This window comes from Enterobacter chuandaensis (assembly GCF_003594915.1).
Classification (GTDB): Bacteria; Pseudomonadota; Gammaproteobacteria; order Enterobacterales; family Enterobacteriaceae; genus Enterobacter; species Enterobacter chuandaensis.
The window spans coordinates 128,981-145,416 of the sequence record NZ_QZCS01000003.1 but is presented as its reverse complement, the minus strand read 5'-3'; the positions used below and the strand labels follow the sequence as shown (position 1 = coordinate 145,416).

Sequence of the window (16,436 nt, the reverse complement as noted above, 5' to 3'; positions counted from 1 at the left end):
GTCTGTTTATACTACCCCGTGAAGCCCGCTTTGTCGTCCGTCGGCTCAGGCAGCGCGTCTCTTCCCGCCAGATTTCAGGTTAATGCCCAAAGCGGTATTCGGATCAATAACCTTATCTTTAGTACGAATAAGCTATTTGCTCGCTACCCCGTTATCAGGCAATGTACAACTGCCCGTGACCTGTGGCTGAGCCATTTTATGCAGAGATCCGTTCCGTGACCGTTAAACGCCCCGTTTCAGGGAGCCTTGCCTGGGCTTTCTTTTCGATCATTGCCTTTTCCGTGCTGACCAGCACCGTCGCGCTGCTGACGCTTGCCAGCAGCCAGCGTGACGCTGAAGCCATCAATATTGCGGGTTCACTGCGCATGCAGAGCTACCGTATCGGCTATGAAATGCAGCGCAACAGCCCTTCTCTCATCGCGCATCGCGAGAGCTGGCAGCGGACGTTAAGCGCCCCCTCCCTGCAGAAGCTGAACCGCTGGTACGTCCCGGACAACGTTAAAGCGCGCTATCAGCAGCTGCACGTGGCCTGGCTGGAAATGGATAAGCACATCGCCCGCGGCGACAGCGCCTGGTATGACGCGCATATTGAGGATTTTGTCGGCCGCATTGATGCCTTTGTGCTCGCTCTCCAGCACTACACCGAAAATAAAATCCAGACGGTGACCCTACTCTCTCTGGCTGGCGCGCTCGGGATCCTGCTGCTGACGCTGTTTACCCTGCGGCGCATTCGTCGCCAGGTGGTGTTGCCGCTGAACAATCTGGTGGCGGCCAGCGAACGCATTGAGCGAGGCGAATTTACGACCCCAGCGCCGGACACCGCCCTGCCCAACGAGCTGGGTCAGCTCTCCCGCGCCTTTAACCATATGTCGGGCGAACTGCATACTCTGTATCGTTCGCTTGAAGCCTCCGTCGCGGAAAAGACGCGGCATTTACATGAGGCCCACCAGCAGCTCGACATGCTGTTCAAATGCTCCCAGGCGCTGAATACCGGGCAGATAGACAGCCTGTGCTTCCGGCACATTTTGCAGATTGTCCATGAATACACGCAGATGAATTACCTGGAATTACGCACCAGCGACGACTGGCGGCTGTGTGAAGGCACGGAGTCGGACGCTCTCCCTCTGCAAAACCTGCCGGTTCTGATGCAGGACACCCTCTACGGCGAGCTGCGCTGGCAAAGCGAGGCGGGCAGCGTTCCCCTCCCGCTGATGAGAAGCGTGGCGACCATGCTCGGGCGCGGGCTGTACTTTAACCAGGCGCAGAAGCATTACCAGCAGCTGCTGCTGATGGAGGAGCGCGCCACCATCGCCCGCGAGCTGCATGATTCGCTGGCGCAGGTGCTCTCCTATCTGCGGATCCAGCTCACGCTGCTTAAACACGCCGTACCGGAGGATAATGCCCCCGCGCAGGCGATCATCACCGACTTCTCCCGCGAGCTGAACAACGCCTGGCAGCAGCTGCGCGAGCTGCTGACCACCTTCCGCCTGACGCTGAATCATGCGAATTTACCCGCGGCGCTGCAGGAGTCCCTCGATGCCCTGCAGAGCCAGACGCAGGCGAAGCTGCATCTCGACTGCCGTCTCTCCTCGCTGGCGCTGGATGCGCAGAAGCAGGTGCATTTGCTGCAGATCGTGCGGGAGGCCGTGCTCAATGCGATCAAGCACGCTCAGGCCAGCGAGATCACCGTCAGCTGCGTGACCGCCGTAGACGGTACGCACAGCGTCAGCATTCGCGATAACGGCATCGGGATTGGCGAGGCCAGCGAGCCGCCGGGACACTACGGGTTGAACATTATGCGAGAACGCGCGCAACGGCTCGGCGGAACGCTGCACTTTTCGCAGCCGCAAAGCGGCGGCACGCAGGTCAGCGTGACGTTCCCGGTGCCCGCGCCGTTAACCGGTAAATAACGGTAAAGGAGGAAGCGCGGAGAAAAGCGCATGATAATTTACACTATCTCCTTTATTTCTCCACGTTTGGTCTTCGTCTTGCCGCTACAGTGATGCGGGCAATAAACAATAATGACGTGCAGCAAAACGAGGTCACTTTTTCATGGCGAATTTTTTCATCGATCGCCCCATTTTTGCCTGGGTACTTGCCATTCTGTTATGTCTGACGGGTGTCCTGGCCATTACTTCACTTCCTGTTGAGCAATATCCCGATCTGGCGCCGCCTAACGTGCGGGTCACGGCAAACTACCCCGGCGCTTCCGCGCAGACGCTGGAAAATACCGTGACGCAGGTTATTGAGCAGAACATGACGGGCCTCGATAACCTGATGTACATGTCGTCGCAAAGCAGCGCGACGGGTCAGGCGACGGTCACCCTGAGCTTTAAGGCAGGCACTGACCCGGACGAAGCGGTACAGCAGGTACAAAACCAGCTGCAGTCGGCCATGCGTAAGCTGCCCCAGGCCGTGCAGAACCAGGGCGTCACCGTGCGTAAAACCGGTGATACCAACATTCTGACCATCGCGTTTGTCTCCACCGATGGCTCGATGGATAAACAGGATATTGCGGACTACGTCGCCAGTAATATTCAGGATCCGCTCAGCCGCATTAACGGCGTCGGGGATATCGACGCCTATGGCTCTCAGTACTCAATGCGCATCTGGCTCGATCCCAACAAGCTGAACAGCTTCCAGATGACGGCGACCGACGTAACGGATGCCATCAGAGCTCAGAACGCGCAAATTGCCGTGGGGCAGTTGGGCGGAACGCCTTCCGTCGATAAACAAGCGCTGAATGCCACCATTAACTCACAGTCCCTGCTGCAGACCCCGGACCAGTTCCGCAACATCACCCTGCGCGTGAATCAGGATGGCTCGGAAGTGCGTCTGGGCGATGTCGCCACGGTGGAAATGGGCGCTGAAAAATACGACTACCTGAGCCGCTTTAACGGCAACCCGGCCTCCGGCCTGGGGATCAAGCTGGCCTCCGGCGCGAACGAAATGGCGACGGCGAAACTGGTGTTAGACCGTCTGGATGAGCTGTCGCAATATTTCCCGCACGGGCTGGAGTACAAAGTCGCCTATGAAACCACCTCCTTCGTTAAAGCGTCGATTGAGGACGTGGTGAAGACCCTGCTGGAAGCGATCGCCCTGGTATTCCTGGTGATGTACCTGTTCCTGCAAAACTTCCGCGCGACGCTGATCCCCACCATTGCCGTCCCGGTGGTGCTGCTGGGTACCTTCGCGGTGCTCTATGCGTTCGGGTACAGCATTAATACCCTGACGATGTTTGCGATGGTGCTGGCGATTGGCCTGCTGGTGGATGATGCCATCGTGGTGGTCGAAAACGTCGAGCGCATCATGAGCGAAGAGGGGCTAACCCCGCGACAGGCAACGCGCAAATCGATGGGACAAATCCAGGGGGCGTTAGTCGGTATCGCGATGGTGCTGTCGGCAGTCTTTATTCCGATGGCCTTCTTTGGCGGTACAACCGGGGCGATTTATCGTCAGTTCTCGATAACCATCGTCTCGGCGATGGTGCTCTCCGTATTGGTGGCGCTGATCCTCACCCCCGCGCTCTGTGCCACCCTCCTTAAGCCGCTGCACAAAGGGGAACATCACGGCCAGAAAGGGTTCTTCGGCTGGTTTAACCGCATGTTCAACCGCAATGCCGAGCGGTATGAATCTGCCGTCGGCAAGGTGCTGCACCGCAGCCTGCGCTGGATGATGATTTACGTTGTGCTGCTGGGCGGTATGGTGTGGCTGTTCCTGCATCTTCCTACTTCGTTCCTGCCGCAGGAAGACCGGGGAATGTTCATTACCTCAGTGCAGCTCCCGAGCGGATCCACGCAGCAGCAGACACTGAAGGTGGTTCAGAACGTAGAGCAGTACTTCTTTACTAAAGAGAAAGATAACGTAGTGTCGGTCTTCTCCACCGTCGGCTCCGGTCCGGGCGGGAACGGGCAGAACGTCGCCCGCATGTTTGTCCGTCTGAAAGACTGGGACGAACGCGACACCAAAACGGGCACCTCGTTTGCCATTATTGAGCGCGCGACCAAAGCGTTTGCGCATATTAAAGAAGCGCGCGTCTTTGCCAGCAGCCCGCCGGCCATCAGCGGTCTCGGCAGTTCTGCCGGGTTTGATATGGAGCTGCAGGACCACGCCGGTGCGGGCCACACGGCGCTGATGGCCGCGCGCGACAAGCTGTTAGAACTTGCAGGGAAAGATCCCGGCCTGACCCGCGTCCGTCACAACGGTCTGGATGACAGCCCGCAGCTGCAGGTGGATATTGATCAACGTAAGGCGCAGGCGCTGGGCGTTTCCATCGACGACATCAACGACACGCTACAAACGGCGTGGGGTTCAAGCTATGTGAATGACTTTATGGATCGCGGTCGCGTTAAAAAAGTGTATGTGCAATCCGCCGCGCCATACCGCATGCTGCCGGACGATATTAACCGCTGGTATGTACGCAATAATGCGGGCGGAATGGTGCCGTTCTCGGCCTTTGCCACCTCGCGCTGGGAGAGCGGTTCACCGCGTCTGGAGCGCTATAACGGCTATTCCGCGGTTGAGATCGTCGGTGAAGCCGCGCCGGGCGTCAGCACCGGTACGGCGATGGACACCATGGAAAAGCTGGTGCAACAGCTGCCCGCAGGGTTTGGTCTGGAATGGACGGCGATGTCTTACCAGGAGCGTCTCTCCGGGGCGCAGGCTCCTGCCCTGTATGCGCTTTCTCTGCTGGTGGTCTTCCTCTGCCTTGCCGCGCTGTATGAGAGCTGGTCGGTTCCATTCTCCGTGATGCTGGTAGTGCCGCTTGGGGTTATCGGTGCGCTGCTGGCAACCTGGATGCGCGGCCTGGAGAACGACGTTTACTTCCAGGTGGGGTTACTCACGGTGATCGGCTTGTCGGCGAAAAACGCCATCCTGATCGTAGAGTTTGCCAACGAGATGAATGCCAAAGGTCACGAGCTGATGGCAGCCACGCTGCGCGCCTGCCGCCAGCGCTTACGTCCGATCCTGATGACCTCGCTGGCGTTCATTTTTGGTGTGCTGCCGATGGCAACCAGCACGGGTGCAGGCTCAAGCAGCCAGCATGCGGTGGGTACCGGTGTGATGGGGGGCATGATTTCAGCCACCATTCTGGCGATTTATTTTGTGCCGCTGTTCTTTGTGCTGGTGCGTCGTCGCTTCCCGCTCCGGGAACGACAGGAATAACCCGCAGCCATAAAAAAAGGCGGCTTTATCGGCCGCCTTTTTATTGTGTGATTAATTCACACTATGGTTATTTTACTTATTTTAGTGCTCTTGCAATTCTTACTGAATGTCATTTACGAAGCATGCCTTCGATAAAATCTTTCCAGTTCCCCAGTTCACGTTCAATCATAACAACCTCTCTTATTATTATGCGCATTCTACGAAAACGTATCATCATTGTGAAGACTATTTAACCAATTGCTGTGATTGTACCCCGCCACCGCTGGAGATTTATGATAAATATGAACGGAGAAGCTTAAATTTTGTGTGACGGCCAGCAATATTTTGAAATAACCCTACGAACGGGTGAGTTTTATTTTTCCCGTTGAGTTTAATAGCAATTTAACCCTGATGGACTTCTATGCTTAAATGGTGAAAGAATATTCAGCGTACAGCTGTGAGTTGAATTAAGAAGAAGTATAAATTCAGAGCATTCCTGAATGTGTTATATTCCGCTTAAGGATATATCATCGAATTTATTGAACATTTTATCGCCATAAGAGCAAAAGGATTCAACATGGTTGTGATGTACGGCATTAAAAATTGCGACACCATCAAAAAAGCGCGCCGCTGGCTGGAAACCAATAACGTCGAGTACCGCTTCCACGATTACCGTGCCGACGGGCTTGATGCAGAATTTCTGCATACTGCCATTAACGAACTGGGCTGGGAAGCGCTGCTGAACACCCGCGGCACCACCTGGCGCAAGCTGGACGAATCCGTGCGCGCCAGCATCGTTGACGCCGACAGCGCGGCAAAGCTGATGCTCGATATGCCGGCAATTATCAAACGCCCATTGCTCTGCAAGCCAGGTCAGCCTATGCTGCTGGGTTTCAGTGAAACCCTTTATTCTGACTTTTTCGTTGAGGTGTAGTGTATGTCATGCCCGGTCATTGAGCTGACTCAACAGCTTATTCGCCGTCCCTCCCTTAGCCCGGACGACGCAGGTTGTCAGGCATTAATGATTGAGCGCCTGCGCGCCATCGGTTTTACCGTTGAGCGCATGGATTTTGGCGACACCCAGAACTTCTGGGCGTGGCGCGGCCAGGGCGAAACGCTGGCCTTTGCCGGGCACACTGACGTCGTTCCCGCAGGTGACGCGGATCGCTGGATTAACCCGCCATTTGAACCGACCATTCGCGATGGCATGCTCTTTGGTCGCGGCGCGGCAGACATGAAAGGCTCGCTGGCGGCGATGGTGGTGGCGGCAGAGCGTTTTGTGGCTCAGCACCCGAACCACAAAAACCGTCTCGCGTTTTTGATCACCTCCGATGAAGAAGCCAGCGCCCATAACGGTACCGTAAAAGTCGTTGAAGCGCTGATGGCGCGCAACGAGCGTCTCGACTACTGCCTGGTCGGGGAGCCGTCCAGTACCGAAGTGGTGGGTGATGTCGTCAAAAACGGGCGCCGCGGCTCGCTGACCTGTAACCTGACCATACACGGCGTTCAGGGGCACGTGGCCTATCCGCATCTGGCCGATAACCCGGTTCATCGCGCTGCGCCAATGCTGAGCGAACTGGTGGGCATTGAGTGGGATAAAGGCAACGAGTTCTTCCCGCCGACCAGCATGCAGATCGCCAACGTCAAGGCCGGGACCGGTAGCAACAATGTCATCCCGGGGGACTTCTTCGTCCAGTTCAACTTCCGCTTCAGCACCGAACTGACCGATGAGACGATCAAAGCGCGCGTTGTCGCTCTGCTGGAAAAATACAACCTGCGCTACACCGTTGACTGGTGGCTTTCCGGCCAGCCGTTCCTGACGCAGCGCGGCAAGCTGGTGGATGCGGTGGTGAACGCCATTGAGCACTATAATGAAATTAAGCCACAGCTGCTGACGACCGGCGGCACCTCAGACGGGCGCTTTATCGCCCGCATGGGTGCACAGGTTGTCGAACTGGGTCCGGTTAACGCGACGATTCACAAAATCAACGAGTGTGTGAACGCAGCTGATTTACAACTGCTGGCCCGCATGTATCAACGTATTATGGAGCAACTCGTCGCCTGACGAACGCTCAGAGAGGAATAGCGAATGGATTGGCTTTCAAAGTACTGGTGGATTCTGGTGCTGGTGTTTCTGGTCGGCGTACTGCTGAACGTGATTAAAGACCTTAAGCGCGTTGACCACAAAAAATTTCTCGCGAATAAGCCGGATCTTCCGCCGCACCGTGATTTTAACGACAAGTGGGACGACGACGACGACTGGCCGAACAAAGACCAGAAGAAGTAATTGTGCCCCCTCCTCACCCTGACCCTCTCCCCAAAGGGGAGAGGGAACAAATCCCCTCTCGCCTCTCTGGGGAGAGGGGCTGGGGTGAGGGGCAACTCACATAAACTCTACAATATCATCATCATTCGGCTTACCGCCGCTGAGCGCTTCATCAAAGTAGTGCTTCGGCACGGTATAGCGCAGATGGTCGAGCGCAAACTGCATGCTGCGGTCGTCAATCGCGTGGCCCAGATCGTCCACAATATCCAGCGTCACATCCCCGCCTTCGCGCATCAGCGCTTCCTGGGCCGCCACCGCATGTGAAAGCTCAATCACCCGGTCTTCGCCACCGTGAATAAGATGGATGGTGGTCTGCGTGGTCGCGCTTGTCGGCAGCGTCGCATAACGCCCGTTAAACGCGATGACGCGTGAAGCCAGACCCGGCTGCGCTTTTACGCTTTCCAGCGACATGATAGACCCCTGAGAGAAGCCAATCAGCGCCGTTGCGTCAGCGCCAACGCCGCTCTGCTGCTGCCAGTAGCGCACAATGTCGATGAAGGTGGGCATGATGGCATCAATGCGCGCCTGACGGTTCTCCTCCGTCACGCCCTGGACAGAGAACCACTGCCGTCCGTCAGGGCCGCACGGCTCCACGCCACCGATGCTGACAATTAGCGCTTCCGGGAAAATGGGGGCAAACCAGCTGCCAATCTGTCCCATGTTGACGGCATTATCGCCCACGCCATGAAACAGGAGCAGTAACTGTTTAGCCGGTTTGTCAGGGCTTTGAACAACAAAATGGTCGTGTTTCATGGCGGTCTCCTTAATTGATGAGCAGGATTTTACGCCTCTGCGGGGTAATGACCATGCCACTTTACTGAAGAAGTCATTGAAAAAATTGCCATTGCAAAATGTCGGCCTTCAGCTGCTGACAGCGGGAAGCGTCGAGATGCTCAAGCGCCTGCGCGGTTTCATCACGCAGCTTTGCCAGCAACGCTTTTCGTCCGCTCTCGTCCGTTCGTCCCGCCATTTTCCCACGCAGCGCCGGGATCGGCATATCTGTGGTTAACACCAGCCGCGTCAGGGCGGCAACCGAGGTTGAAAACGCCCGGTGCGCAAAGGCAAACCCCGCCAGCTCCAGCCAGTCGTCACTATTAAGGGTAGCTTCCCATGCATCCGTCACCGGGATCTTTTCGCCGTTCCGGGCCGACAGTACGCGCATATCGCGACACAGGCGCTGGTGCTCCTTCGCGCACAGGCGGTGCCCGGCCTCGCTCAGCGGCAGTAAGGCCATCGCCGTGTAACACCCGCTGCTGGCTTCCCGATGGCTACCCATTCGCACCAGCACAAAGCCGCACTGCCGCCAGAAACGCCACAGCTCGTCGGTATAGCCAAAGCTGACCGAGAGATAATCTTCACCGCTGGTGCTGCGAATAAGCCGCTGGCCGATGCCCTCCCGTTGACGGTGGGGATGCACCGCAATGCGGCTAATCCGTCGCCCCTTAAGCGTCGCCGCAAGTGGCGATCCGCCGTGCGCCGCCAGCGACTGCGCCACAAGGTTCCCGCGTGGACGGCGAGAGCCCGACCACACCGCACGGCTAAGCTCGGGGGACAGACCGCCCTCCTCCACCAGCCAGAGTGCGCCTGCGATATCCGCCCCCACCTGTGCAACCGCAAAGTGTTGGCCGGGGGCGTCCATCATCCGGCGTAAATCGAGGGGTGAGGTGCGGTAATGCGCGGCACACAGCAGTTCATACACGCTTGCCACGCGCGCCGGGTCGCTCTCCCACATCTGCGGCTCTAGCGACCGTAAACGCACGTCACCTTCCGGTTTGCGGTCAATAAGCGCATCGTTAAACAGCAGCGTATTCGCCACTATCCGCTCAAGCGGGCACCCGGCCGCCCAGCGAATGGGGGTGGATAAGGTATAACGCCGCAGCCCGCTGAACCGGGCGCAGAACTTGAGCAGAAACCCCCTGCCCGTGCCTTCATAACCCTGGACCGTCGTGGTTAACAACACGCGGGGAAAGCGCGCCACCAGCTTTTCGAGTAGCGGTCCGGGGATGGCGGCGGCCTCATCAACAATCAGCCAGTCGGCCTGCAGCGTGGAAGCCACCAGCGCATCCGGGGCCATAAAGTGGAAACGCTCACCAGCGAAGCGCGCAATGACATCAGCTGCCCCTTTAGCCGGTGCCGTCACCACTGCATTTCCGGGGGTGACGTTGAGCAGCATCCCCGCCAGGGCTGACTTTCCGCGTCCGCGCGGCGCCGTCACGGCAGCGACGCCCGCGGGCATGGTCAGAAGCGCGTCGAGGATCTCAGCCTGTTCACGCTGCGGCTCGCCGCTGGCAGGCTGCCAGGCAGGTGAATCCGACGCCGCGGGAAGAGAGAGAGGACGATGCTGTTGCCAGACGATCGCATCCGCATCGGCGGCAAGCGTCCGGCAAAAATGGTGAACGAAGTGCGGGGTGACAATCGCCTCCGCGCTGTCGCTCCAGCGAACGGAATCGCCGTCGGGCTTCGCGGCCCAGTCGGCGAGCGGCGGAACCAGCAGCACCAGCAGGCTTCCGGCGCGCAGCGTCCCGCTGAGCGCGGCAAAGGCTGAGACGTCAAACCCGGCGCGCGCGTCAAAAACGGCGTGCAGGAATTCGCGTCCCAGCAGCCCGCTGATGGCTTTAGAAGGATTCTCATCCAGCCACAGCCAGTCTCCTGATAAGGACTCACGCAGGCCGGTCGCCCGGCTTAACGTCCATTGTTCATCGCCGCTGAGCACCACCAGACGGCGGTACCCGGAACGCTGAAGCTGTGTAATCAGCTGTTCAAACCCCAGCATCACATAGCTTTGCCGAAGGTATTACACTGTGACGGGTTGCCGCTGTCGAAGCCACGCTTAAACCAGCTGTAGCGCTGCTCTGAAGTGCCGTGCGTGAAGCTGTCCGGCACGACGCGCCCCTGGCTCTGCTGCTGTAAACGATCGTCACCAATGGCCTGCGCGGCGTTCAGTGCCTCTTCGAGATCGCCTGCCTCAAGCACGCCCTGCTGCTGCATGCTATGCCCCCAGACGCCTGCGAAGCAGTCTGCCTGCAGCTCCATTTTAACGGAAAGGCGGTTCACTTCGGCCTGAGACGCATTTTGCTGGAGCTGCCGCACTTTGGGCTCAATTCCCAACAGCTTTTGCACGTGATGGCCGACTTCATGCGCAATCACATAGCCCTGGGCAAAATCGCCGTCAGCGCCAAGCTTGCGTTTCATGTCATCGTAAAAAGAGAGATCGATATAGACGGTGCCGTCCGCCGGGCAGTAGAACGGCCCCATGACCGATTGACCCGTACCGCAGCCGGTGCGGGTTGCGCCCCGGTACATCACCAGTTTCGGCTGCTGATAGGTGCGCCCCATCTTCTCGAACTGCTGACTCCAGGTGTCTTCAGTTGTGGCGAGAATAACGGAGGTAAATTTGGCCGCTTCATCTTCATTCGGGCTGATGGAGCGCTGAGAATGCTGTTGCTGTTGCAGCGGTTGACCGGTCATCAGACCGGTGAGATCGACGCCATAATAGCCCGCGACCAGCACCACAATTAGCAGGATGATACCGCCCTTGCCGCTGGGTAAGCGGAAGCCGGGCCCGCCCATTGAAGGGCCGCCGCCACCATCACTGCGTCTGTCTTCTACATTGTCACTTTCACGACGCCCTTGCCAGCGCATATCTACCTCGAACTATTCCATTAATAATAGCTATGATCGTAGGCGGTTAACGGCAAGATTACCATAGGAAACAAAGGTAAGACGCCAAAGGATGCGAACATCCTTTGGCAACTGAGGGACTTAGTCGAGCTTAACGCCTAAACGGTGAGCAACCGCTTCGTATGCTTCAATCAGGCCACCCAGGCTCTGACGGAAACGATCTTTGTCCATTTTATCCAGGGTTTCTTTATCCCACAGGCGGCTACCGTCCGGCGAGAACTCATCGCCCAGCACCACTTCGCCTTTGAACAGACCAAACTCCAGCTTGAAGTCAACGAGGATCAGGCCCGCGTCATCAAACAGCTTTTTCAGCACGTCGTTGGCTTTGTAGGTCAGCTCCTGCATACGCGCCAGGTTCTCTTTGCTCACCCAGCCGAAGGTTTCGCAGTAGGATTCGTTGACCATCGGGTCGTGCATGGCATCGTTTTTCAGGAACAGGTCGAACAGCGGTGGATTCAGTTCAATACCTTCTTCAATGCCCAGACGCTTCACCAGGGAGCCCGCCGCACGGTTACGAATAACGCATTCGACCGGAACCATATCCAGTTTTTTCACCAGACATTCCGTATCGGACAGCAACGCTTCCATCTGGGTCGGGATACCCGCTTCGGCCAGTTTGGTCATAATGAAGTGGTTGAACTTGTTGTTCACCATGCCTTTACGATCAAACTGCTCAATGCGTGCGCCATCCCCTGCTGACGTATCATTGCGGAACTCGAGCACCAACAGATCCGGGTTCTCCGTGCTGTATACGGTCTTCGCTTTGCCACGATACAACTCAGCTTGCTTCTGCATCTTCATTACTCCTGGTGTGATAATTTGTGTTCAAAACGGGGTATATTATGCCACGCACACGTTTGCGTAGCACGAAAATAAAAAGGGCGGGATTAACCCGCCCTCGTATTTATTTGCTGAATGCTGCCTGGAAGACAGCGACCAGCGCATCGTTCTGCGCCTGGGTCAGCGTGTGACCTTTCGGATCGATAAACTGCAGACTGCTGCGGTTATCGAGGTCACCTACCTGAATCTTATAGTCACCGGAGGCAAGCTGAGGATCTTTGGCACCCAGTTCCTGCCACGCGCTGTCGGACAGCGGCTTATAGGTCGCCGTCATGCTGCCAGTTGAGCGGGTGCTGTCGGTCACTTTCATGCCCACTTTTTCCAGCGTCGCCGGCAGACGCTGCCAGGTCTGGTTAAACGGTGCACGCACCACCAGCATCGGCAGGCCGGTATCATCCGCACCGCTCTGAACGTCGTAAGTGACGCCGTTGCGGTTCTGCGCGGCATTCGCGGCATCGGTAGCGGTCTTATCCAGACCTGCGGCAATCACGTTCAGCATTTCAGTGCTGTAACGCTGCATAGAGGCGGCATCCGCAACCGGTTTACCCGCCTGCTCCAGGTTCAACAGCTTAACGTTAACCGCCTGCTGGTAACCCTGTGGTTTCACGGAGACTTGATAACGACCACGGTACTGCTGGTCTTCATCCAGACGGTTCCACTCGATCCAGTCGGTGGTTAATGTCTGGCTGGCGTCATCGCGTTTATCGATGGTGTAGTTCTTCGCCTGAATAACGCTCACGACCTGTGGCCACAGAGTGCTTCCACGGGCGCTTTCAACCAGCAGAGACGCCGTATCACCGGTGAACTGGGTACGCGCCCCGCTCACCAGTGCCAGAGGCTGTGCTGGCGGACGAATATCAAGCGCCTTACCGACCAGGCCGCTGCCGTTGGTCACGGGGATATTATAATCGCCGTTCTGAATCGGCAGGATCATACCAGCCGGTGCATGAAGTTCAGCAAGCGGGGTCGCATCCAGATAGGATTCATCACCGCTCACCTGGCGCTTGTAGCGCGAGTCTGAACTACAGGCAGCGAGCAGCATAACAAGCGAAACACTCGCAACCTTCGCCAGGCGCGACTTCTGTACTGAATAAGCCATCAAATCTCCCTAAACTTTACAGCAAACCGGCATGCTTCAGCGCTGCCCTGACGATGTCGCGACCGTGGTCGGTAATCGGTGTCATTGGCAAACGCAGCGTATCGGATGCTACAAGCCCCAACTCCTTACACGCCCATTTCACTGGGATCGGATTGGGTTCGACAAATAATTTATTGTGCAACGGCATCAAACGCTGATTAACGACACGCGCTTCATCAAAGTGACCGGCTGCGGCCAGTTTGCACATTTCAGCCATATCGCGCGCCGCAACGTTTGCCGTTACGGAGATCACGCCATGACCACCGAGCTGCATAAAGTCCAGCGCGGTCGCATCATCACCACTCAACAGGATAAAGTCGTCTGAAACCAGCTCTTTGATCTGATGAACGCGGCTTAAGTTCCCTGTCGCCTCTTTAATACCGATAATATTTTTTACTTCCGAGAGACGACCAACGGTTTCCGGCAGCATATCGCAGCCGGTACGGGACGGCACATTATACAGAATTTGTGGCAAGTCAGTATGTTCAGCGATGGCTTTGAAGTGCTGGAACAACCCTTCCTGAGTAGGACGGTTGTAGTAAGGGGTCACCGTCAGGCAGCCCACGATGCCGCTGTCGTTAAAACGTTGGGTCAGACTGATAGCTTCTGCGGTTGCGTTTGCCCCTGTTCCCGCGATAACCGGGATACGCCCGTCCGCCAGTTCCAGGGTCAGCATCACCACATCGCCGTGCTCTTCGTGGCTCAGCGTTGCGGATTCACCGGTAGTCCCTACCGAAACGATCGCCGAGGTTCCGTTGGCGACATGGTAATCAATGAGCTTCTTCATGCTTGACCGGCAGACATTACCTTTTTCATCCATCGGTGTAACAAGCGCGACAATACTTCCCGTGAACATGAGCCATCCTCTGTGCGAACAAGAGCCTCAATGTTACGTTTGGAACTGTAATAAAAGCAAGCGACCTGAGGCGCTCAGGCGGTTGTATGCATGTTTTTTTTATGCTTTCCTTAGGAAGACTTAACCATGCAAAGGAAGAACAGGTTTGACAACCTCATCACAACATTACCTGGTTATCACTGCGCTGGGTGCCGACAGGCCGGGTATCGTGAACACCATCACCCGTCACGTGAGCAGCTGCGGCTGTAATATCGAAGACAGCCGCCTGGCGATGCTCGGCGAAGAGTTCACGTTTATCATGCTGCTGTCCGGAACATGGAATGCCATTACCCTGATCGAATCCACCCTGCCGCTGAAAGGCGCGGAGCTGGATTTGCTGATCGTGATGAAACGCACCACCGCGCGCCCGCGTCCGGCCCTGCCCGCGACCGTCTGGGTGCAGGTTGAAGTCCCTGATTCCCCGCATCTGATTGAGCGCTTTACCGCGCTGTTCGACAGCCATCAGATGAACATTGCCGAGCTCGTCTCCCGCACGCAGCCGGGCGACGAGAGCGCCGTTCCTACGCTGTTTATTCAAATTACCGCGCACAGCCCTGCCTCACAGGATGCGTCAAATATCGAGCAAGCGTTCAAAGCCCTCTGTACAGAATTAAACGCGCAGGGCAGTATAAGCGTCGTCAATTATTCGCAGCACGAACAGGATGGAGTTGAGTAATGAATCCACTGAAAGCCGGTGACATCGCACCGAAATTTAGCTTACCGGATCAAGACGGCGAGCAAGTAAATTTGACCGACTTCCAGGGACAGCGTGTTCTGGTCTATTTCTACCCGAAAGCCATGACCCCCGGCTGCACCGTACAGGCCTGCGGCTTACGCGACAACATGGATGAGTTGAAGAAAGTCGGCGTGGAAGTGCTGGGTATCAGCACCGATAAACCAGAAAAGCTGTCACGATTTGCGGAAAAAGAGCTGCTGAACTTCACGCTGCTTTCCGACGAAGACCACCAGGTCTGCGAGCAGTTCGGCGTCTGGGGTGAAAAGACCTTTATGGGTAAAACCTATGACGGGATTCACCGCATCAGCTTCCTGATCGACGCTGACGGCAAAGTTGAGCATGTGTTTGACGACTTTAAAACCAGTAACCACCACGACGTGGTGTTGAACTGGCTGAAAGCAAGCGCGTGATAAACAGCAAAACGGCAACCCAGTTGCCGTTTTTAGTGTTTTCCCCCTCTCCTCGTGGGAGAGGGTCGGGGTGAGAGCATCAGGCCGCACAAAAACTACTTCTCTTCCACCGCCGGGACATCCGGCCACGCATGCACCACCGCTTTAATCAGCGTCGCTAGCGGAATGGCAAAGAACACGCCCCAGAATCCCCACAGCCCGCCGAAAATCACCACTGACAGGATAATCACCAGCGGATGTAGGTTCACCGCCTCGGAGAACAGCACCGGTACCAGCAGGTTACCGTCCAGCCCCTGAATAATCAGGTATACCGCAAAGCAGCTCCAGAACTCGGTGCCCAGACCAAACTGGAATAGCGCGACGCCCACCACCGGAATGGTCACTACAAACGCGCCGATGTACGGGATCAGAACCGAGAATCCAACCAACACCGCCAGCAGCAGCGAGTAGTTCAGGCCGAAGATCAGGAAACCGATCCAGGTCGCGACCCCGACCACAATCATCTCCAGCACTTTGCCGCGAATGTAGTTGGTGATCTGCTGGTTCATCTCCTGCCAGACCTGCCCGGCCAGCCCGCGATTGCGCGGCAGCACGCGGCGTACCGCATTCAGCATCTGCTCTTTGTCTTTGACCAGGAAGAACACCATTAACGGCACGAGGACAAGATAAACCGCCAGCGTCAGCAGGCCGACCAGCGAGGCCAGTGAGTATTTCACCACCGAGTCGCCCATCGTCATGATGCGGGCGCGCATGTTTTCGGCCATCGCATCAATGATCCCCGCATCCATCAGCGCAGGATAACGGCGCGGCAGCGTGGCGGCAAAATCTGACAGCTTATTTAGCATGCCGGGCATATCGCGGATCAGGTTGATCCCCTGCTGCCAGGCAACGGGCATCACCACGAAGGACATCAGCAGCAGAATGCCGACAAACAGCACCAGCACAATGCTGGTCGCCCAGCGACGGGAACAGCCGATATGTTCCAGGCGCGCCGTCGGCCACTCCAGCAGGTACGCCAGCACAATCGCCACCAGCAGCGGGGCGAGCAGGCCGCTAAAGAAAAACAGAATACCGAACCCGGCGACCAGAATAACCAGCAAAGCAATGGCTTCCGGGTCGCTAAACCGACGCCGGTACCACTGCATTAACATTTCGAGCATACAACCCTTCCCTGAATCGAATGGCGGGAGTGAGACGGTGAATTGTATCTAACTGTCACAAAAAAGACTTTCCTTTTTGTATCTCCATCACGTTTCGCAAAACCC

Annotated in this window: 15 protein-coding genes; 7 read left to right on the top strand and 8 right to left on the bottom strand. The window is 56.8% G+C overall.

From position 1 onward, the window contains the following. Nucleotides 1–215 precede the first annotated feature (215 nt). Both narQ and acrD read left to right on the top strand, forming a co-directional pair. Nucleotides 216–1,910 carry a nitrate/nitrite two-component system sensor histidine kinase NarQ gene (gene narQ, locus D5066_RS06260; protein ID WP_119915516.1) on the top strand — a complete coding sequence of 565 codons (1,695 nt, stop codon included), beginning with the start codon at nt 216–218 and terminating at the stop codon, nt 1,908–1,910. Nucleotides 1,911–2,052: 142 nt separating this feature from the next. Further along, nucleotides 2,053–5,166 carry a multidrug efflux RND transporter permease AcrD gene (gene acrD, locus D5066_RS06255; RefSeq protein WP_119915384.1) on the top strand — a complete coding sequence of 1,038 codons (3,114 nt, stop codon included), beginning with the start codon at nt 2,053–2,055 and terminating at the stop codon, nt 5,164–5,166. Nucleotides 5,167–5,275: 109 nt separating this feature from the next. Here acrD and ypfM read toward each other — a convergent pair whose 3' ends face one another. Then, nucleotides 5,276–5,335 carry a protein YpfM gene (gene ypfM, locus D5066_RS06250; protein ID WP_015572204.1) on the bottom strand — a complete coding sequence of 20 codons (60 nt, stop codon included), beginning with the start codon at nt 5,333–5,335 and terminating at the stop codon, nt 5,276–5,278. Between the two features lie 387 nt (nt 5,336–5,722). Between ypfM and D5066_RS06245 the strand changes: the two genes are divergently transcribed. Genes D5066_RS06245 through D5066_RS06235 form a run of 3 tightly spaced genes read left to right on the top strand, consistent with a single transcriptional unit; the run spans nt 5,723 to nt 7,432 of the window. Next, a complete protein-coding gene (locus tag D5066_RS06245) occupies nt 5,723–6,079 on the top strand; it encodes an ArsC family reductase (protein WP_045261161.1) in 357 nt (118 codons plus the stop codon). A gap of 3 nt (nt 6,080–6,082) precedes the next feature. Further along, a complete protein-coding gene (gene dapE, locus D5066_RS06240) occupies nt 6,083–7,210 on the top strand; it encodes a succinyl-diaminopimelate desuccinylase (protein ID WP_080328466.1) in 1,128 nt (375 codons plus the stop codon). 24 nt (nt 7,211–7,234) lie between these two features. Further along, nucleotides 7,235–7,432 (top strand): hypothetical protein, encoded by a 198-nt coding sequence (locus D5066_RS06235; RefSeq protein ID WP_023308751.1) that lies wholly within the window; start codon nt 7,235–7,237, stop codon nt 7,430–7,432. Nucleotides 7,433–7,528: 96 nt separating this feature from the next. Here D5066_RS06235 and ypfH read toward each other — a convergent pair whose 3' ends face one another. From ypfH to dapA, 6 genes are all read right to left on the bottom strand, one after another. Continuing rightward, on the bottom strand, nt 7,529–8,224 hold the full coding sequence (gene ypfH / locus D5066_RS06230) for an esterase (RefSeq protein WP_080328465.1): 696 nt from the start codon (nt 8,222–8,224) through the stop codon (nt 7,529–7,531). Nucleotides 8,225–8,297: 73 nt separating this feature from the next. Continuing rightward, nucleotides 8,298–10,244, bottom strand: coding sequence for a tRNA(Met) cytidine acetyltransferase TmcA (locus D5066_RS06225; protein WP_119915383.1), 1,947 nt, complete (start codon nt 10,242–10,244; stop codon nt 8,298–8,300). Then, nucleotides 10,244–11,113 (bottom strand): KPN_02809 family neutral zinc metallopeptidase, encoded by an 870-nt coding sequence (ypfJ, locus tag D5066_RS06220; RefSeq protein ID WP_080328463.1) that lies wholly within the window; start codon nt 11,111–11,113, stop codon nt 10,244–10,246. Before ypfJ ends, D5066_RS06225 begins: the two co-directional genes overlap by 1 nt. A gap of 120 nt (nt 11,114–11,233) precedes the next feature. Further along, the gene (gene purC, locus D5066_RS06215) at nt 11,234–11,947 is read right to left on the bottom strand and encodes a phosphoribosylaminoimidazolesuccinocarboxamide synthase (RefSeq protein WP_023332985.1); all 714 of its coding nucleotides are present in this window, start codon (nt 11,945–11,947) and stop codon (nt 11,234–11,236) included. Nucleotides 11,948–12,056: 109 nt separating this feature from the next. Continuing rightward, a complete protein-coding gene (gene bamC / locus D5066_RS06210) occupies nt 12,057–13,091 on the bottom strand; it encodes an outer membrane protein assembly factor BamC (RefSeq protein WP_080328462.1) in 1,035 nt (344 codons plus the stop codon). A 16-nt stretch (nt 13,092–13,107) separates the two neighbouring features. Continuing rightward, nucleotides 13,108–13,986 (bottom strand): 4-hydroxy-tetrahydrodipicolinate synthase, encoded by an 879-nt coding sequence (gene dapA / locus D5066_RS06205; protein WP_080328461.1) that lies wholly within the window; start codon nt 13,984–13,986, stop codon nt 13,108–13,110. Nucleotides 13,987–14,131: 145 nt separating this feature from the next. On the opposite strand from dapA, the gene D5066_RS06200 reads away from it, so the two are divergent. Together D5066_RS06200 and bcp are read left to right on the top strand one after the other, a co-directional pair. Continuing rightward, nucleotides 14,132–14,701 (top strand): glycine cleavage system transcriptional repressor, encoded by a 570-nt coding sequence (locus tag D5066_RS06200; protein ID WP_080328460.1) that lies wholly within the window; start codon nt 14,132–14,134, stop codon nt 14,699–14,701. Beyond that, a complete protein-coding gene (gene bcp / locus D5066_RS06195; protein ID WP_032659360.1) occupies nt 14,701–15,171 on the top strand; it encodes a thioredoxin-dependent thiol peroxidase in 471 nt (156 codons plus the stop codon). The genes D5066_RS06200 and bcp overlap by 1 nt, the downstream gene beginning before the upstream one ends. Before the next feature lie 95 nt (nt 15,172–15,266). Here the strand turns inward: bcp and D5066_RS06190 are convergent, their stop codons facing one another. Beyond that, complete coding sequence (locus D5066_RS06190) at nt 15,267–16,331, bottom strand: AI-2E family transporter (protein WP_119915382.1); 1,065 nt, start codon at nt 16,329–16,331, stop codon at nt 15,267–15,269. Nucleotides 16,332–16,436: the final 105 nt, after the last annotated feature.

Bases quoted from the DNA above. Each gene is read 5' to 3' on its own strand.
- acrD (WP_119915384.1), top strand. From the start codon at position 2,053: ATGGCGAATTTTTTCATCGATCGCCCCATTTTTGCCTGGGTACTTGCC.
- D5066_RS06245 (WP_045261161.1), top strand. From the start codon at position 5,723: ATGGTTGTGATGTACGGCATTAAAAATTGCGACACCATCAAAAAAGCG.
- dapE (WP_080328466.1), top strand. From the start codon at position 6,083: ATGTCATGCCCGGTCATTGAGCTGACTCAACAGCTTATTCGCCGTCCC.
- D5066_RS06235 (WP_023308751.1), top strand. From the start codon at position 7,235: ATGGATTGGCTTTCAAAGTACTGGTGGATTCTGGTGCTGGTGTTTCTG.
- ypfH (WP_080328465.1), bottom strand. From the start codon at position 8,224: ATGAAACACGACCATTTTGTTGTTCAAAGCCCTGACAAACCGGCTAAA.
- D5066_RS06225 (WP_119915383.1), bottom strand. From the start codon at position 10,244: ATGCTGGGGTTTGAACAGCTGATTACACAGCTTCAGCGTTCCGGGTAC.
- ypfJ (WP_080328463.1), bottom strand. From the start codon at position 11,113: ATGCGCTGGCAAGGGCGTCGTGAAAGTGACAATGTAGAAGACAGACGC.
- purC (WP_023332985.1), bottom strand. From the start codon at position 11,947: ATGCAGAAGCAAGCTGAGTTGTATCGTGGCAAAGCGAAGACCGTATAC.
- bamC (WP_080328462.1), bottom strand. From the start codon at position 13,091: ATGGCTTATTCAGTACAGAAGTCGCGCCTGGCGAAGGTTGCGAGTGTT.
- dapA (WP_080328461.1), bottom strand. From the start codon at position 13,986: ATGTTCACGGGAAGTATTGTCGCGCTTGTTACACCGATGGATGAAAAA.
- bcp (WP_032659360.1), top strand. From the start codon at position 14,701: ATGAATCCACTGAAAGCCGGTGACATCGCACCGAAATTTAGCTTACCG.
- D5066_RS06190 (WP_119915382.1), bottom strand. From the start codon at position 16,331: ATGCTCGAAATGTTAATGCAGTGGTACCGGCGTCGGTTTAGCGACCCG.